Source organism: Streptomyces sp. NBC_01275, assembly GCF_026340655.1.
Taxonomy (GTDB): Bacteria; Actinomycetota; Actinomycetes; order Streptomycetales; family Streptomycetaceae; genus Streptomyces.
On sequence record NZ_JAPEOZ010000001.1, the window covers coordinates 2,889,055 to 2,903,383 of the forward strand.

General features: G+C 69.7%; 23 protein-coding genes and 2 pseudogenes. 14 read left to right on the forward strand and 11 right to left on the reverse strand.

What is annotated here, in order from left to right; all coding sequences use genetic code 11:
* Positions 1-30: 30 nt before the first annotated feature.
* The 6 genes from OG562_RS12460 (at position 31) to OG562_RS12485 (ending at position 4,747) form a co-directional block, all read left to right on the forward strand.
* A complete protein-coding gene (locus OG562_RS12460; protein WP_266396649.1) occupies positions 31-567 on the forward strand; it encodes an isoprenylcysteine carboxyl methyltransferase family protein in 537 nt (178 codons plus the stop codon).
* On the forward strand, positions 564-1,577 hold the full coding sequence (locus OG562_RS12465; RefSeq protein ID WP_266396652.1) for an NAD(P)/FAD-dependent oxidoreductase: 1,014 nt from the start codon (positions 564-566) through the stop codon (positions 1,575-1,577). Before OG562_RS12460 ends, OG562_RS12465 begins: the two co-directional genes overlap by 4 nt.
* Positions 1,578-2,105: 528 nt before the next feature.
* Entirely contained in the window at positions 2,106-2,531 is a 426-nt protein-coding gene (locus OG562_RS12470) for an STAS domain-containing protein (protein WP_266396653.1), read from the forward strand.
* Positions 2,528-3,193 (forward strand): hypothetical protein, encoded by a 666-nt coding sequence (locus OG562_RS12475; RefSeq protein ID WP_266396655.1) that lies wholly within the window; start codon positions 2,528-2,530, stop codon positions 3,191-3,193. Before OG562_RS12470 ends, OG562_RS12475 begins: the two co-directional genes overlap by 4 nt.
* Positions 3,190-3,951, forward strand: coding sequence for an ANTAR domain-containing protein (locus OG562_RS12480; RefSeq protein ID WP_266396656.1), 762 nt, complete (start codon positions 3,190-3,192; stop codon positions 3,949-3,951). Before OG562_RS12475 ends, OG562_RS12480 begins: the two co-directional genes overlap by 4 nt.
* 79 nt (positions 3,952-4,030) lie before the next feature.
* On the forward strand, positions 4,031-4,747 hold the full coding sequence (locus OG562_RS12485) for a GAF and ANTAR domain-containing protein (protein WP_266396657.1): 717 nt from the start codon (positions 4,031-4,033) through the stop codon (positions 4,745-4,747).
* Between the two features lie 59 nt (positions 4,748-4,806).
* On the opposite strand, the gene OG562_RS12490 is transcribed toward OG562_RS12485, so the two are convergent.
* Positions 4,807-5,778 (reverse strand): YihY/virulence factor BrkB family protein, encoded by a 972-nt coding sequence (locus OG562_RS12490; RefSeq protein ID WP_266396658.1) that lies wholly within the window; start codon positions 5,776-5,778, stop codon positions 4,807-4,809.
* A gap of 139 nt (positions 5,779-5,917) precedes the next feature.
* Complete coding sequence (locus OG562_RS12495) at positions 5,918-6,208, reverse strand: hypothetical protein (protein WP_266396660.1); 291 nt, start codon at positions 6,206-6,208, stop codon at positions 5,918-5,920.
* A gap of 179 nt (positions 6,209-6,387) precedes the next feature.
* On the opposite strand from OG562_RS12495, the gene OG562_RS12500 reads away from it, so the two are divergent.
* The gene (locus OG562_RS12500; protein ID WP_266396663.1) at positions 6,388-6,561 is read left to right on the forward strand and encodes a hypothetical protein; all 174 of its coding nucleotides are present in this window, start codon (positions 6,388-6,390) and stop codon (positions 6,559-6,561) included.
* A gap of 165 nt (positions 6,562-6,726) precedes the next feature.
* On the opposite strand, the gene OG562_RS12505 is transcribed toward OG562_RS12500, so the two are convergent.
* From OG562_RS12505 to OG562_RS12530, 6 genes and pseudogenes are all read right to left on the reverse strand, one after another.
* Positions 6,727-7,563: a DUF1206 domain-containing protein gene (locus tag OG562_RS12505; protein ID WP_266396666.1), complete on the reverse strand. Its 837-nt coding sequence runs from the start codon at positions 7,561-7,563 to the stop codon at positions 6,727-6,729.
* Positions 7,564-7,676: 113 nt separating this feature from the next.
* Positions 7,677-8,510, reverse strand: coding sequence for a YhjD/YihY/BrkB family envelope integrity protein (locus tag OG562_RS12510; RefSeq protein WP_266396669.1), 834 nt, complete (start codon positions 8,508-8,510; stop codon positions 7,677-7,679).
* A gap of 27 nt (positions 8,511-8,537) precedes the next feature.
* A complete protein-coding gene (locus OG562_RS12515; protein WP_266409243.1) occupies positions 8,538-8,981 on the reverse strand; it encodes an ANTAR domain-containing protein in 444 nt (147 codons plus the stop codon).
* A pseudogene (locus tag OG562_RS12520) lies at positions 8,958-9,119 on the reverse strand (PRC-barrel domain containing protein); the annotation flags it as partial. The pseudogene OG562_RS12520 and the gene OG562_RS12515, both read right to left, overlap by 24 nt.
* Positions 9,116-9,517, reverse strand: coding sequence for an ANTAR domain-containing protein (locus OG562_RS12525; RefSeq protein WP_266396671.1), 402 nt, complete (start codon positions 9,515-9,517; stop codon positions 9,116-9,118). The pseudogene OG562_RS12520 and the gene OG562_RS12525, both read right to left, overlap by 4 nt.
* A gap of 83 nt (positions 9,518-9,600) precedes the next feature.
* Positions 9,601-9,819, reverse strand: coding sequence for a hypothetical protein (locus OG562_RS12530; RefSeq protein WP_266396672.1), 219 nt, complete (start codon positions 9,817-9,819; stop codon positions 9,601-9,603).
* A gap of 394 nt (positions 9,820-10,213) precedes the next feature.
* Between OG562_RS12530 and OG562_RS12535 the strand changes: the two genes are divergently transcribed.
* The 6 genes from OG562_RS12535 (at position 10,214) to OG562_RS12560 (ending at position 12,650) form a co-directional block, all read left to right on the forward strand.
* Positions 10,214-10,438, forward strand: a complete 225-nt coding sequence (locus OG562_RS12535) for a hypothetical protein (protein ID WP_266396673.1) — start codon at positions 10,214-10,216, stop codon at positions 10,436-10,438.
* Positions 10,439-10,554: 116 nt separating this feature from the next.
* Entirely contained in the window at positions 10,555-10,740 is a 186-nt protein-coding gene (locus tag OG562_RS12540; RefSeq protein ID WP_266396674.1) for a hydrophobic protein, read from the forward strand.
* 101 nt (positions 10,741-10,841) lie between these two features.
* On the forward strand, positions 10,842-11,015 hold the full coding sequence (locus OG562_RS12545) for a CsbD family protein (protein WP_266396675.1): 174 nt from the start codon (positions 10,842-10,844) through the stop codon (positions 11,013-11,015).
* Positions 11,016-11,609: 594 nt separating this feature from the next.
* A complete protein-coding gene (locus tag OG562_RS12550; RefSeq protein ID WP_266396678.1) occupies positions 11,610-11,741 on the forward strand; it encodes a hypothetical protein in 132 nt (43 codons plus the stop codon).
* A 283-nt stretch (positions 11,742-12,024) separates the two neighbouring features.
* The gene (locus OG562_RS12555) at positions 12,025-12,240 is read left to right on the forward strand and encodes a type II toxin-antitoxin system VapB family antitoxin (protein WP_031047790.1); all 216 of its coding nucleotides are present in this window, start codon (positions 12,025-12,027) and stop codon (positions 12,238-12,240) included.
* Positions 12,237-12,650, forward strand: coding sequence for a PIN domain nuclease (locus OG562_RS12560; RefSeq protein ID WP_266396680.1), 414 nt, complete (start codon positions 12,237-12,239; stop codon positions 12,648-12,650). The genes OG562_RS12555 and OG562_RS12560 overlap by 4 nt, the downstream gene beginning before the upstream one ends.
* 173 nt (positions 12,651-12,823) lie before the next feature.
* On the opposite strand, the gene OG562_RS12565 is transcribed toward OG562_RS12560, so the two are convergent.
* A complete protein-coding gene (locus OG562_RS12565) occupies positions 12,824-13,270 on the reverse strand; it encodes a TetR/AcrR family transcriptional regulator C-terminal domain-containing protein (RefSeq protein ID WP_266396681.1) in 447 nt (148 codons plus the stop codon).
* On the opposite strand from OG562_RS12565, the pseudogene OG562_RS12570 reads away from it, so the two are divergent.
* A pseudogene (locus OG562_RS12570) lies at positions 13,169-13,402 on the forward strand (transposase family protein); the annotation flags it as partial. The gene OG562_RS12565 and the pseudogene OG562_RS12570 sit on opposite strands and share 102 nt — an antisense overlap.
* A gap of 93 nt (positions 13,403-13,495) precedes the next feature.
* Here OG562_RS12570 and OG562_RS12575 read toward each other — a convergent pair.
* Both OG562_RS12575 and OG562_RS12580 read right to left on the reverse strand, forming a co-directional pair.
* Positions 13,496-13,903 carry a PIN domain nuclease gene (locus tag OG562_RS12575; protein ID WP_266396684.1) on the reverse strand — a complete coding sequence of 136 codons (408 nt, stop codon included), beginning with the start codon at positions 13,901-13,903 and terminating at the stop codon, positions 13,496-13,498.
* Complete coding sequence (locus OG562_RS12580) at positions 13,900-14,133, reverse strand: type II toxin-antitoxin system VapB family antitoxin (protein ID WP_266396687.1); 234 nt, start codon at positions 14,131-14,133, stop codon at positions 13,900-13,902. The genes OG562_RS12575 and OG562_RS12580 overlap by 4 nt, the downstream gene beginning before the upstream one ends.
* Between the last annotated feature and the right edge of the window lie 196 nt (positions 14,134-14,329).

The window sequence follows — 14,329 nt, forward strand, 5'->3', positions numbered from 1 at the left end:
ACACGAAGGACACGAAGGACATAGGGTCACATGATCTGGTACGTACTGCTGGTGGCCGCCGTCGCCGCCGAGCGCGTCGCCGAACTCGTCGTCGCCCGCCGCAACGAGCGGTGGAGCACCGCCCGCGGCGCCACCGTGACCGGGCAGGGCCACTACCCGGCCATGGTCGCCCTCCACACCGGCCTGCTGATCGCCTGCCCTGCCGAGGTCTGGCTGACCGACCGGCCCTTCGTACCCGCCCTGGCCTGGCCCATGCTGGTCGTGCTCGCGGGCGCCCAGGCGCTGCGGTGGTGGTGCATCCACACCCTGGGACCCCGGTGGAACACCCGGGTGATCGTCGTACCCGGCCTGCCGCTGGTGACCGGCGGACCCTACCGCTGGCGGTGGCTGCGGCACCCGAACTACGTGGCCGTCGTCGCCGAGGGCGTGGCCCTGCCCATGGTGCACGCCGCCTGGGTCACCGCGGCCGTGTTCACGGTGTTCAACGCCGTCCTGCTCACCGTCCGCATTCGCTGCGAGAACCAGGCCCTGGCCGCCGCCACGCCGACCACGTTCGCTCCGGCGTGATCGACGTCCTGGTAGCCGGCGGCGGACCCGCCGGACTGGCCGCCGCCATCCACGCCGCGCTCGCCGGCCTGGAAGCCGTCGTCGTCGAACCCCGTACCTCGCCCGTGGACAAGGCTTGCGGAGAGGGCGTCATGCCTGGCGGTGTCGCCGCACTAAGAGCACTGGGCGTCGAGGCCAGTGGCCGCGAACTGCGCGGCATCCGCTACGTCGACGGCGCCGCCCGCGCCGAAGCGTCCTTCCGTGCCCACAACGGGCTGGGAATCCGCCGTACGACGCTGCACTCCGCACTGCACCAGCGCGCTCTCGACCTCGGCGTGCGCATGCTGCCGGGCAAGGTCGGCGAGGTGCGCCAGAACGCGGACACGGTCACCGCCGCCGGAACCACAGCCCGTTGGCTGATCGCCGCCGACGGCCTGCACTCCCCGGTACGCCGCAGCCTGGGGCTGGAACTGCCGAACCGCCCCCACGGCCGCTACGGACTGCGCCGGCACTACCGAGTCGAACCGTGGACGGACTTCGTAGAGGTCCACTGGTCCCGGCACGGCGAAGCCTATGTGACACCGGTCGGCGACGACCTGGTGGGCGTCGCGATCCTCAGCCGCAGCCGTCGCGGATACGACGAACACCTGGCCGCCTTCCCGGCTCTCACCGCGTCGCTGCGCGGCCCGGCCGCGACGGAGGTACGCGGCGCCGGACCACTGCGGCAGCGGGTGCGGCGCAGAACCGCCGGCCGGGTCCTGCTCGTCGGCGACGCCGCCGGCTACCTGGACGCCCTCACCGGCGAGGGCATCGCCCTCGCGCTGGCGACGGCCGGGGCCGCAGTGCGCTGCCTGGCCGCCGGGCGGCCGGACGCGTACGAGCGCACCTGGGCCCGGCTGACCCGCCGCCACCGACTGCTGACCGGGGCCCTGCTGGCCGCGAGCCGCCGTCCCGGCACCACCCGCTTCATCGTCCCCGCAGCATCCCGCATGCCCCCGCTGTTCTCAGCAGCGGTCCACGCACTGCAGTGACGGCAGACCGGTCCCGGAGACCGCCCGGGCCCCGTGGCCGAGCACGGAGATCGTCCCGTCCTGTGGCCCGGCGGCCCGCTGCAGCCAGAAACATCCTGCATCAGCCCTTGCAGGAGATCCGGCCCCCAGTCCGAGGCGAGCCGCGGCCTTCCCGTCATGGGCCCAAGTACCGTGCAGGGCACCGGATGCGAGCGCGCCGCCACAGTTCGACACCGTCCACATCCTGAGATAGGGCGGCTTCGGACCGTCTGTCGCACTCGGCCAGGACTATGCTGCTGTACAGGCGTCCCAGACCCCGGCGGCTTGTCGTTTCGCGACACAGATGGCTGCGGGGAGTGGACCTCTCGTCCGTCACCCGGCGCATCCCTGGAGAGAACCGGACGGGTCCTCTGCCCTGTTGCACGGGCCCTTGGACCGGCCGTCGCTCCGCCTCCGTGAACGTACGCCCCTGCCGGCAGCGCACCAAGAGGAGCCGGGCCGCCCGGCGTTCTCATCTCGCTGCCGGATGGTCTTTGGAACCGAGGCGTCATGCCCCTCCCACAGCTCGCCGTCTACCGTCATGACCGACGGAAACGGGCACTGATCACCCTGGCCGGCGAGATCGACCTGGAATCGGCACTGCTGCTGCGTGCGGCGCTGGCGCGATGCCTGAGCGACGGCATCCGCATCGTCGAGATCGACCTCACCCCTGTGACCTTCTGCGACTGCAGCGGCCTCAACGCCTTCCTCTACGCCGCGCAGCGGACCACGGACGCCGGCGGGATCCTACGGCTGTACAACCCGCCACCGTCACTGGAGCGGATACTCGATCTCACCGGCTGCGGGTTCCTGCTTGTCGGCCTGCCGCTCGGGCATCTGCCACCGTCTCTCGGGGACGTCCTGGCCCCGACAGTCCAAGCCCTGCCGCACCGGAGTGTTCCGCGGGTGCCTGCCCTCTCGGGCGATGCGCGGTGAAGGCCCAGCCGCGGCAGGGGCAGCCGCACAAGCCCCTTGCAGGCGAGTCGTCCTTCATGGACGCGGTGCGGTTGCGCCGCGTGAACCGCTGGCTGGCGCAGGGCCTGGGCGGGGAGCTTGCGGATCTGTACGTCGACTCCCGCGAGGCGTCCGCCGCTGAGGCGTACCGCAGCCGCAGCCGCCTGGACTTCCTGAACTGTCTTGCGGGCGACATCCGGCGGCCGGGGTTCGCCATGGTGATCGCGGAGACGGACCACCTGGTGGGGTGCGCCTTCGGGTTCCCGGTGGCCAGTGACGGCTTCTGGTGGCTCGGGTTCGACGGAGCACTGCCGCAGAGCATCGAGCAGCTCAGCGCGTCCGGCGGCGTCTTCGCGATCACCAGCGTCCTGGTCCAGCCACACGAACAGGACCAGGACGTGGCCCGCCGTTTGCAGGAGCGGCTGCTGAGCGACCACCAGGCGTCGCTCGGCGCCACCTTGGTGGATCCGGACGATCACCCGGCCCTCGCGTCGCTCCGCTCATGGGGATGGCTGGACGTGGGAGAGGTGTGGCGGCCGGCGGGCCCGACCATGTTCCGTGCGCTGGTGTTCCCTCTCGGGGAACGAACCACGGCGCGGCTGGAGGGCCTGGCCCACGATGCCTGGACGCGGTGGCCCGGATGAGGTCGGACAGCCGATCGGCCCGCATCCAGGTGCTGGTCGCCGAGCAGGCGGCCCGACGCGGCGCCCGGGTCGGTGTGCTCGATGTGTGCACCGCTGCGGTGGCCGCACTGCCGGTCGGCGGAGCCGGGGTGTCAGCGATGTCCAAGACCGCCGCGAGCCATCCGCTGTGCAGCACCGACGACATCAGCGAGCAGTTGGAGGAGCTCCAGCTCACCCTGGGGGAGGGGCCGTGCGTGGACGCTTTCACCCACGGTTCGGCCGTGCTGGCGCCAGATCTGCTCACCGGCGCACTGCAGGACCGCTGGTCCGTGTTCGCCGATGCTGCGCTGGAGGCCGGGGCACGTGCGGTGTTCGCGCTTCCTTTGCAGATAGGGGCGATCAGTCCGGGAGTCCTGGACCTGTACGCCGACGTTCCGACGGCGCTGGACGCCGAGGAGCTGGCCGACGCGCTGGCGTTCGCAGATCTCGCGACGCTGCTCCTGCTCGACACACGGATCGAGGAGACGGGCGCGCCGGTCGACAGAGCATTGGCGGACCGTGGTTTCGAGGACCTGGGCGGATACCGGGCGGAGATCGACCAGGCCACCGGCATCCTCACCGTCCAGCTCGGCGTCGGTATCGACGAAGCATTCGTCCGGCTCCGCGCCCACGCCTATGTGCAAGGGCACCGGCTCGCCGACGTGGCCGCCGACGTGGTGGCCCACCGGCTCCGCTTCTTCCCGGACAGCGAACCGAAACGGACCGACGACGGCAACTGACCCATCGGCTCCGGCCGACGAACGTGCTGCACTTCCCGCCCCCTCTCGGCGGGACCAGTCTCAATCGAGGGTGTGCATGATGAATCAGCAGCTCCTGGCCAAGACCTTCGTCGAGCTGGCCGACAACCTGGTCGCCGACTTCGACCTGATCGACTTCCTGCGCCTGCTCACCGACCGCTGTGTGAGCATGCTCGACGCGAGCGCCGCCGGGGTGCTCCTCGCCGACCGGGACGGCAAACTGCGCGTGATGGCCGCCTCCGACGAACAGGCGCGCCTGCTGGAGCTCTTCCAGCTCCAGAACGACGAGGGCCCCTGCCTGGAGTGCTTCAGCGCAGGCACACCCATGATCGTCCCCGACCTGACCCGGGAGGCCGACCGCTGGCCGCGCTTCGTCACGGCGGCCCACCGCAGCGGCTTCGGGGCCGTCCAGGCACTGCCCATGCGCCTGCGGGACGAGACCATCGGCGCCCTCAACCTCTTCCACACCACCCCCGGCCCCTTCGACCCGGCCGGCACCCTCGTCGCCCAGGCCCTGGCCGACGTCGCCACCATCAGCCTCCTGCAGCAACGCTCCACCCAACGCAGCACCGTCCTCAACGAACAGCTGCAGAACGCGCTGAACAGCCGCGTCCTGATCGAACAGGCCAAGGGGAAACTCGCCGAACGCCAGAACATCGACATGGAACGGGCCTTCACCGCCCTGCGCGGCTACGCCCGCGCCCACAACCGCCGCCTGTCCGATGTGGCCCGCGCCTTCATCGACGACTCCGAACCCCTCCCCGGCCTGGCGGCCTGACACCGTCGCCGAGGCGGTGACCGCACGCAGCTGCCCGAGCACGAAGAACCACGCTCGGATCACGGGCCGTGCTTCTGGAGGCGCGGAGCTGCTGATGCGCGGCTGCCGGCTGACGCCCGCTGTGGTGCGCCGTCGGCTGCCGGGCTGATCGCGGGCTCCGGGCCCTCGCCCTCGGCCGGCTCGCCGGACCGCACCGGCGTCCCCGCTGCTGTCGCTGTCCACGCGGCGCAGTACAGCAGCAGCCTGGCCATGAGATTGATCCACAGCACGACGGCGACCGGCACCGCGAAGGCTCCGTACATGCTCTTCGCCGCAACGCCCTGCAGGTAGCCGGTCAGCAACCACTTGAGCAGTTCGAAGCCCACCGCACCGATCAGCCCGGCGACCACGACCGCACGTCGGCCGGGATGCACCCGCGGCAGCCGGGTGAGCAGGTAGACCAGCAGCAGGAAGTCGACGACCAGGGCGATGGCCAGGCCGGCGAAGAACAGCAGGGCCCGTCCCGCCCCGCCCTCGATTCCGGCCTTGTCGGCGGCCCAGCCGACGGCACTGTTGGCGAAGACCGAACTGCCGATCGCGACCAGCCCGACCGTACCGAGGCCGACCAGCACCACGGAGTCCTTGCACTTGAGCAGGAACGGATTGCCCGGGTCCTGCTCCTTCTCCCACACCGCGCGCAGGCTGCCGCGCAGGGCGCTGACCCAGTTGACGCCGATCACGAGCAGCAGCGCGCCCGCGATCAGCCCGACGGATCCGGCATGCGTGACGAGACTGTCCAGGTCCAGCAGGTCGGAGAGGCCCGGGGCCTGGTCGGCGATCTTGTCCTGGAGTTTCCCCAGCTGATCGTCGCTCAGCAGCTTGGCACCGATCGCCGCGCCCACGGTGATCAGCGGAAAGAGCGCGACGAAACTGGTGAAGGTGATGGCCGCGGCGAGCCGGGCCCAGTGGACGGCATCCAGCCGTTCGAACGCCCGCCAGGCGTGCGTACGCATCAGCTTCCCGATCACAGGCAGCCTTCTCAGCCATTCCATGAGCAACACCCGCTCTCCGCGTGCCACCGTCACCGCGCCCGGCAGGTCACCGAGGTCCGTGCCGGAGCCAACCGATCATGACCGCTGCGCCAGAGCCGTCTGTGGGCCGCGACAGGTTGCCAGGCGCCGACCGGGATCGTCAGTGAGCGGCCCGGTGGCGGAACCAGTGGTCCTTGCGGCGGAGGTGGTCGGCCGGTCCGGCGGGGTCCGCTTCGTCCTTCTCCGTCTGCGCCGTCTGCGCGCGGTCGGTGTCGCGTTCGTCGATCGGGCCACCGCGTGCCTGTTCGGCTGCGGCAGACCCGCGCGGAGACGGTTCGACCCGGCGATGCGCAGGGCGTCTGCGGCGAGGGGTACGGCGTGTACCGGTCAGAATCAGGCTCAGCCCGAGCAGAGCCGCGGCGACGAGAATGACGAGTCCGAGGATGATCATGGCGTGCTCCTGGGATCTGCTTCCTCCCGCCACGGTAGAGCCGTTCTGCCCGGCAGGCCACCGCCAGGCGTTGCGGCTACCCTGAAGTTGAGGTAGAGGCGAGACCGGAGGGCACCGGCGCCACTGGGCGGACGACCTCTGATACGTCCATCCGCCACAACCCCGGGAGGCGTAGCACCATGGCCTTCTTCCTGGTTCTTCTCGGCTGCGCCGTCGCGCTGATCGTCATCGGCGCTGTCGTCGACGGCATGCTGTATCTGCTCTCCATCGGCGTGCTGCTCCTCATCGCCGCCGTGGTGTACCTGCTCGTGCGCTCGGTATCGCGCTCGCGCCGTCGACGCCCGGCCCACTGACGCATGGCGGTAGATCGCGGACCGCCGTTCCATATGCCCACATTGCGGTCGGTGCCAGGGGAGGGACGGTTCGCCTCTGTGGTGTTGACCAGCGCGTGGTGACGGCCCGGCTCAAGGGCGAGCCTGCGGGAGGAGGAGCCGACAGATCCGGCTTGGGCCACCGTTTTACAGTCGGCGCCAGCGGGCCGAGGCGAAGGAGAAGACGCCGAAGAGGATCAGCCCGATCGCGACGGCGACCAGGAGCCACGGTCCGGCCGGTGTCTGCGTGAAGCTGCGGAGCGTGGCGTCCACGCCCTTGGCCTCGTCCGGGTCGAAGCGGACGGCTGCCACCAGGATGAAGATCCCGGCCGCGGCGAACACGACGCCACGCGCCATGCCTCCGCCCACGCCGAGAGCGGTGACGACCTGCTTCGTACGGTGGTTCATGGTGGCGGTGTCCAGCTGCTTCAGGAAGCGCCGCAGTGCCGCCCGGACGGCGAGCACCCCGCCGATGCCGATCAGGAGACAGCCCGCGGCTCCCACCAGTACCTGGCCGTACGACAGTTTGAGCACCGATGCCGTCCCGTCCTGCGACTGGGCGTTGCCGCTGGAGCCCTGGCCGCCTCCGGCGGCGTACACCGCCGTGGTCCAGCAGACGAAGGCGTAGAAGACCGCCCGCCCGCCGTCGAGGGCCCGCGAACCCGCCTTCCGTCGAGGCCCCCTGGTGAGCACGGCACGGGAACCTCGCCACAAGGCCATGGAGGCGAAGCCGACCACCATCGCCCACAGCATCATCTTCCCGAACGGCTGCTCCGCGACCTGGGCCAGCGCGCCCTGCCGGTCAGCCGACTCGCCGCCGCCTCTGCTGAGGGCGATCCGAAGGGCAAGGGCGCCGATGAGGACGTACACCACGCCCCGTGCGACAAATCCCGCCCGCCCCGCGGCGGTCAGCGTCTCGTTCTGGGTGGCACGGGCCGCGGACTTCACGGCCCGGCCGCGCCCTTGCGTGTTGGACGACGTCACGATGTCCTCCCCATGGTGTGGGCGCGCGATACGCGCCCACCGCCCCCGAGTGCCCCGGGCCGGGGGCTTGATGCGCGCACTCGGCGAGCGACGGCCGAGCGGTACCGGCCGGGTCACCGGTCGTCGTCCGGGGCGTCACCGGCGAGGTTGTCCCGGCACCGGGGTCGTCGTTGCCCGACCCGCTGTTTCAGGGCCTGTGCCACGCGAGGGAGTTCCTCGTGCAGCAGGCGGCCCGCCAGCGCACCGCCGAAGACGACGACGCCCACACCGACCAGCCAGGACTGGACGACCAGGACGGTTCCGAAGGGACCGTAGGTGACGGCGCTGGATGCGATCAGCGGTGAGAAGACGAGACGGGAGAAGACCCGAAGACCGAGCAGCCCCAGCGCCGTCACCAACGCGCCCGGCAGCAGGGCGCTCCAGGCGATTCGCCCGCCGAGCAGCATCCGTTGCGACCACCAGAAAAACAGGACGGCGCTCAGCGTCGCGGCCAGCGTGCCGGCCGGAGAATGCCTCCACAGCGTGGTGGTGGCGGTCAGGTAGAGGGACCCGACGAGCCCGGCGAGCCACAGCACCTGCCGCCATCTGGCGTACCAGCGGGCCGGAGGCAGGTCCCAGATCTTCTCGTAGCCGGTCTGCACCGCCGCCCCGAAGGTCAGCCCGAAGACGGCGAGGGCGGCAAGGCCGAAGGCGGTCGTGGTCTGCAGCACCTGGCCGGGCCGCGCGAACAGCTGCCCGACCTTGTCCCTGGCGGCCCTCGACACACCGAGCCCGTCCCCCAGCCACTGCGCGAACCCCTGCCCGTGCTCCGGATCGGCCGCGGAGACGACGATCAGCAGGGGAACCAGCGTGAGGAATCCGAGCGCCGCGAAGCCCAGCGACCTCGGCCCCAGTTCGATCTCCCTGCTCCGCCGCCATCCCCGCCCGGCCGCCGAATCACGGAACACACCGCACAGCCGTGAACGCGTGAGCCGTCACCGCCGCTCCAGCGCGTGAAGACGCCGCAGCGCGCGACGCCACTCGCGCTGTATCGCCTCGGGAAGTTCCTGAGCCCGCGTCGTGGCGACCAGGGCCGCGGCCACATCCCGGAGCTTGACGTTGCCGTGCTGCGACACGTGCACCAGCACCTCCCAGGCCCGCTCACTGGTACACGGCGCCAGGACCATCACCATGCCGCGCGCCTGGTCGATCACCGCACGGCTCGCCAGCGCCTGCTCCAACTGCTCTTTCCTGGCCCGCAGTTCGAGGACCTCGACCGCCAGGGCCGCGTCCCCCGCCTCAGACACAGCACTCAACCGAGGGTGTTCTTCAAGGGCCGTGGTCACGTGGTGCATGGTGCGTACCTCACAGCGCAGCCATCCTTTCCATCGTCGGCCAGCGGCGCGCCGGTTGCCGACCAGACGGTGACGGGTGGGCAGCCCGATCCGCACCGTGGCCATGGCCGGCTCATCAGTGGTGGTGTCCACACAGACCGCTTCGAGCACACCGGTCTTGTGCGACTGGGTAGCGACGACGTCGCGGTCGCGCCACTCCCGGACCTCGGCCGCGTGAATCATGGCCTTCCTCTTCCGGACGGCTCACCCGCAGGCGGTGAGTCGCATCCCCGGTTCTCCGCGTAGAGCCGCCGCAGGGCACGCCGCAGCGCCCGCCGCATCCGCCACGGGAGCGGCTCGCCCTCCCAGGCGGCGACCAGGGCCGCTGCCACATCAGGCAGTCCGGTGTCGCACTGCCGCGAGATGTCCACCAGCAGGCTGCCGGCCGGCCCCCGGCGGCAGGGGGCCAGAACCATCACCATGCCGCATGCCTGATCGACGACCGCGCGGCCGGCGAGCGCCCGCCGCAGCTGGTCGACCCGGGCGCGCAGCGCCACGACGTCCTGACCCGCCGGGTCCTCTGCCAGGACCTCGGCCGTCAGATCCCACCAGTCCTCCGGAAGCATGGCTGTGCGATGCACGGCATCTGCCTCTCCACGATCTCGGCACGTCCGGCGTGGCCGAAGCCGTCCCGGAACCTCTGGATGTCAGGCGACTTCATCGGTCACCCACGGCGTTCGCGGACCCGCCGGTCCTCGCGCCTCCAACGCGCCCGGCGCCGACGGCTGTAGAGACGTTCCCAGCGGTCCTGCCGCTCCCTGCGGTCCTCCGGATCGGACCCGTCCACCACGGCCACGGCCACGATCGCGGCCGTCCACCAGATGGGGTTGAGGAACCCGAAACCGAACAAGATCACGGCGACGATGAGAAGCAGGACGAACACGGCGGGCCTCCCCTGAGCGGAGCAGGACATCACGCCGGGGGCTGGGGCCTGTTCGAACAGCGTAGCCCTGCGCAGAGGTTGCGGAAAGCCGCTCACGTCAGCAACCTCCGCGTCCTCCGCGCCCTCCGCGCCCTCCGCCAGGACAGGATGGCCACTTGCCGTCTGTTCAGGGACTGCGGCGAGGGCTAGCGTGCACGGTACGGCCCCAGCCCCCGGCAGCGTCGATCACCTCTCGCGCTCCCTTGAGGGCGCACCTCGCGCATCAGCGCCGGAACCCACCCCGCCCCCAACGGCCGCTCCCCGCACCCGCCGTCCCGGCGCGGCCCTGATGCGCCCCAGACGGGCACGATCCGCCGCCCGCCGCGTCGCACGGCATCCACCGCAGGTGGCACACATGTACGTACTCATCGTCCCGGCAGCACTCCCCTTCGTCCTCCTCGCCACCGTCATGGGCCTGTCCTGGTGGGAGGACCGCATCCTGCCGAGGCCGCCGGCCGAACCGGCCGAAGCTCTCGTCGAGGTTCCCGCCGAGGTTCCGTTCGCCCCAGCAGCCCCTGCCCAGCTCGCAGAGCTCGTCCGTGTCGACACCACGTTGACAAGGGAAGTCGCCGGGCGTTGACTGACAGCACGGTGTAGGGCTATGCCACTCCGGATCACCCGGTCGGCGCATTCCACCTTCCCGCTTCGCCCGGACCCCGCGGAACTCAGGAACTTTCCGCGACCCGGAGGCACGCAATGATCCTGTGGATTCTTCTCTTTCTGCTGATCCTGGTGGTGTTCGGCATCGGCTTCACCATGCAGGCACTCTGGTGGGTCGCCGCCGTACTGCTGGTCGTCTGGATCGTCGGCTTCGCCATGCGCGGACGCGGCGGTGGCAGGCGTAGCGGTGGCAGCCGCCGGTACGGCCGCAGCCGCGGGTGATCCACACCCCGCACTCTCCCAAGGTGCTTCCCACCCGCGGGAACGGCGGCCTGTGCGGCAATCACACGGGAGCCCATCCAGCAAGCGAACAGAGGACAGTCATGAGCGTCGGACAGACGATCAAGCACAAGGCCCAGGCGTTCAAAGGCCGGATCACCGAACGCGTCGGCCGGACCACCCGTAACAGGCGACTGCAGCGCGAAGGCAGGACCGACCGGGTCTCCGGAAACCTGAAGCAGTCGGGCGACAAGGCCAAGGACGCTTTCAGGCCCTGACCGCAGACGCCCCGGATGGCGCCCATGCCGCGTGGACGCCATTCGGCAGGCCAACGCCGAATCAGCACACAGGAAGTGACGGGAACGGCAATGAGGCCGAACAGCCTACGAGCCGAGAGCCGGAGAAGGCCGCCATGCTCACCATCGTGCTCATCGCCGTGATCGTCATCGCGGCGGCCATCCTCTGCATCGTCGGACGCGGACGCATCCGGCCGGCGGAGGGCGCGGCCTGAAGCACCGCTTCGGACCCGAGTACGACCGTGCCGTCGCCGACCACGACCCTTGTCAGTCTTTTCCGATCCTTGTGTCCAACCTGCGTCCCGAACGCGTCCCGGATGGACTGGTCCGGCTGGGAGCCAAGCCCAGCGCCCCAGCTCGGGAGGGGATCTCCAACCCGCCCGCAGCGGACTCCCCTTCCAACCGCGCGGAGGCTCTCCCCGGGTGCTGAGGCAGAGCCTCTATGGCAGTGGTCACAGGCTGAAGCCTGTGCCGTACGCGACCTGCAGATCGGCGGACGACACCGCAAGCAAGGCGGCGAGCCGGATCCACGACACTGATCCGGGGCCCCTGAAGGCACACGTCCAGGAGTACGTCATGCCGGACAACAAGTTCCTCGTCGGCGTCGCCTGCGGCGCGGCCACGGTGCTCGGCCTGGGCGGGCTGGGCACGCACCCTGGTCTCCGGCACCACCTCGACCCCCTCGCTCAACCTGTCCGACTGGCTTAAAGGCGGTCGCCGGAACCGTTCTCACCCGTCGCGGCAAGCACACTGACGGCACCGCCGTCGACATCCGGATCACCATGCCGAAAGTGACGACCTCCCGCCTCACCTGGAAGTTCGAACGCTGAAAGGAGCCCACCGGAAAGTCCCTGGCGCACACCCCTCTTCTGACGCGCTCGCTGCAAGGCCACAGATCTGAGAAACAGACCACCCAGGGGTGCGCGAGCCCATCAATATACAATCGATCATGTATATCGATATACGCCGCAGTGTGCATGAGGAGGCCATCTTGAGCCGCACCGTGATCGACCTCGACGACGAGGCACTGGAAGAAGCCGCCAAGGAACTCGGCACCACCACCAAGCGCGACACCATCAACACCGCCCTGCGCGAGGTCACCGCCCGCTACCGGCGCCTGCGCGCACTCGAAGACGCCCGGCAACTGGTGACCGACGGAGCCCTGGACATCGACATTCTCCTGAACAAGAACCAGTACCGGCCGTGACCGTCGCCGACTACCTCATCGACACCTCCGCCCTCGCCCGCGTCCTGCTCCGCCAGACCACAACTGATTGGGACGACAGGATCGGCGCCGGCCTCGTCGCGATCTGCGACATCACGGAACTCGAGGTCCTCTACTCCGCCCGCTCAGCCGCGGACCGCGCGCGACTGAAGGCTGCGCTCGACGCCCACTACGTGTGGCGCCCCATGCCTGACGGCATCTACCGCCGCTCCCGCATCGTCCAGGAACAACTGGCCACCAAAGGGGAACACCGCAGTGCGGGCCCCGTCGATCTCCTGGTGGCCGCCGCCGCGGAAGAAGCAGGCCTCACCCTGCTCCACTTCGACCGCGACTTCGAAACCATTGCTCGCACGACGGGGCAGCCGGTCCGCATGATCGACCTCAGGCAGTAGAGTCCGCGCGGTCGCACGGACGGGCGTCAAGCCTCTCGCCGATCGCCCACCCGAGGCGGTATCGCGGCGATGCCCCCACTGCCGGACGGCCCTCGTTCCGCGCCCTCGCGCCGTCAGAAGTACCGGCAGGGCGACGTATCGGGGTCCTGGCAGCGTGAATGGCGGTCCGGGGTTCAGGATCCGGTGCGATAGCGGGTGAGCATGAGGGCGACGGCTTCGTCCACGATCGTGGTGTCGGTGGGGTCGGGCGGGACGAAGTCGGTCCGTACGAGTTGAGGCCACAGGAGCTGGCCGCAGATCATGCCGAGGAACTGTTCGGCCACTGCGGAGGTCTGCTGTGTCTGTCCGTCGGCCGAACGGAAGTCGAGTGTGCCGGTCTGCGCTTCGGCGTCCAGGTAGTCGCGGAGCCGGTCGAAGAAGGGTCCGCGGTCGATGGCGAAGCCGGTGCCGACGATGTCGGCGAGTTCCGGCATCTGGGGAAGTTCGGTGATGAAGGCGTCGACGTGTCCAGCTCTGCCCTGCGCTTCCTCGCTGCCCGCCTGAGGGAACACCGCCGCGCTCTCGGAACCCGATGGCGGCGCCTGAACGCGGGCCGACAGGCCCTGCTCCCCCTCGCCCACCTCCGCAACGGCCAGCCCTACGCCCAGCGCGCCGCCGGATTCGGGATCGGCGCCACCACGGTCTACCGGTACATCACCGAGGCCGTCGAGCTCCTGTCCGCCCTCGCCCCCACACTTGCCGAAGCAGTACGGTGGACCGACCAGGTTCACAGCTCTGGGGCAATGACTTGGGGCGTCGATCATCGAGAGGCCTACAGACCGACAGCGTGAACTGGCTCCAGAAGATCAGACTCGTGCGTCTCGCTGCTGGACTTCCTTGAGAACTCCGGCCACCGTCGCGAAGTCATTGTCCACGTGGAGGACAGTGTGCCCATGGTGCACAGCTGTCGCACACACCAACAGGTCGATCGCTCCAGCCGCGCGGTGCTGGCCCCGCTGGGTCAGTTTGTACTGGGCGGTGTCGACCCAACGCCAGGCGTTCTTCGGAACCGGAGAGAGCAAGCAGAGCGCGTCCAGTTCCTCTGCGAGCTCATCCCGATGGGACGGGCTGGTTGCCGAGTAGAGAAATTCGGCCCGTGTCGGCTCGCAGAGGTGGAACACCCCGGCGGCAATGTGTCCCTCCCAGGGACGCAACGCACCTGGGGTGCGAAACAGGTGCCACAGAGCCGAGGTGTCCACCAGATACGTGATCACTCGAAGACCTCGCGTCGCGCACGCTTCTCCGCGTCATGCGCCGCCGAGGCCTGCTCGAACTCACCACGCGCACCCCGCGCGGCCAGCTTCTCCGCAGCCTCAAGCCGCTTGATCCGCGCCACGTAGTCCCGAAGGGCCGCATTGACGGTCTCCTTCTTCGTCGTGACACCCATGAGCCGCATGGCCTCGGCCAGCGCCTCGTCGTCGAGATCAATCTGCGTGACGGACATCAGACACCTCCAACATCCACGATGTATGCACCTAGGATACATCACCAACATTGAGCACAGGCCATAGACCACAAACAGACCCCCCCGGGGGCAGCGCGCCGATTGTCGGGGCGTTCCCTTGGGCTTATTCCCGCTACGAGACGAGCCGGCGGGGGCCTGCTCGACGCCGACACGAACTATCCCGTAAGCGCCATAA

Coding starts and splice junctions, on each gene's coding strand:
- OG562_RS12460 (WP_266396649.1), top strand. CDS start 31: ATGATCTGGTACGTACTGCTGGTGGCCGCCGTCGCCGCCGAGCGCGTC.
- OG562_RS12470 (WP_266396653.1), top strand. CDS start 2,106: ATGCCCCTCCCACAGCTCGCCGTCTACCGTCATGACCGACGGAAACGG.
- OG562_RS12480 (WP_266396656.1), top strand. CDS start 3,190: ATGAGGTCGGACAGCCGATCGGCCCGCATCCAGGTGCTGGTCGCCGAG.
- OG562_RS12485 (WP_266396657.1), top strand. CDS start 4,031: ATGAATCAGCAGCTCCTGGCCAAGACCTTCGTCGAGCTGGCCGACAAC.
- OG562_RS12490 (WP_266396658.1), bottom strand. CDS start 5,778: ATGGAATGGCTGAGAAGGCTGCCTGTGATCGGGAAGCTGATGCGTACG.
- OG562_RS12495 (WP_266396660.1), bottom strand. CDS start 6,208: ATGATCATCCTCGGACTCGTCATTCTCGTCGCCGCGGCTCTGCTCGGG.
- OG562_RS12500 (WP_266396663.1), top strand. CDS start 6,388: ATGGCCTTCTTCCTGGTTCTTCTCGGCTGCGCCGTCGCGCTGATCGTC.
- OG562_RS12535 (WP_266396673.1), top strand. CDS start 10,214: ATGTACGTACTCATCGTCCCGGCAGCACTCCCCTTCGTCCTCCTCGCC.
- OG562_RS12540 (WP_266396674.1), top strand. CDS start 10,555: ATGATCCTGTGGATTCTTCTCTTTCTGCTGATCCTGGTGGTGTTCGGC.
- OG562_RS12545 (WP_266396675.1), top strand. CDS start 10,842: ATGAGCGTCGGACAGACGATCAAGCACAAGGCCCAGGCGTTCAAAGGC.
- OG562_RS12550 (WP_266396678.1), top strand. CDS start 11,610: ATGCCGGACAACAAGTTCCTCGTCGGCGTCGCCTGCGGCGCGGCCACG.
- OG562_RS12580 (WP_266396687.1), bottom strand. CDS start 14,133: ATGTCCGTCACGCAGATTGATCTCGACGACGAGGCGCTGGCCGAGGCC.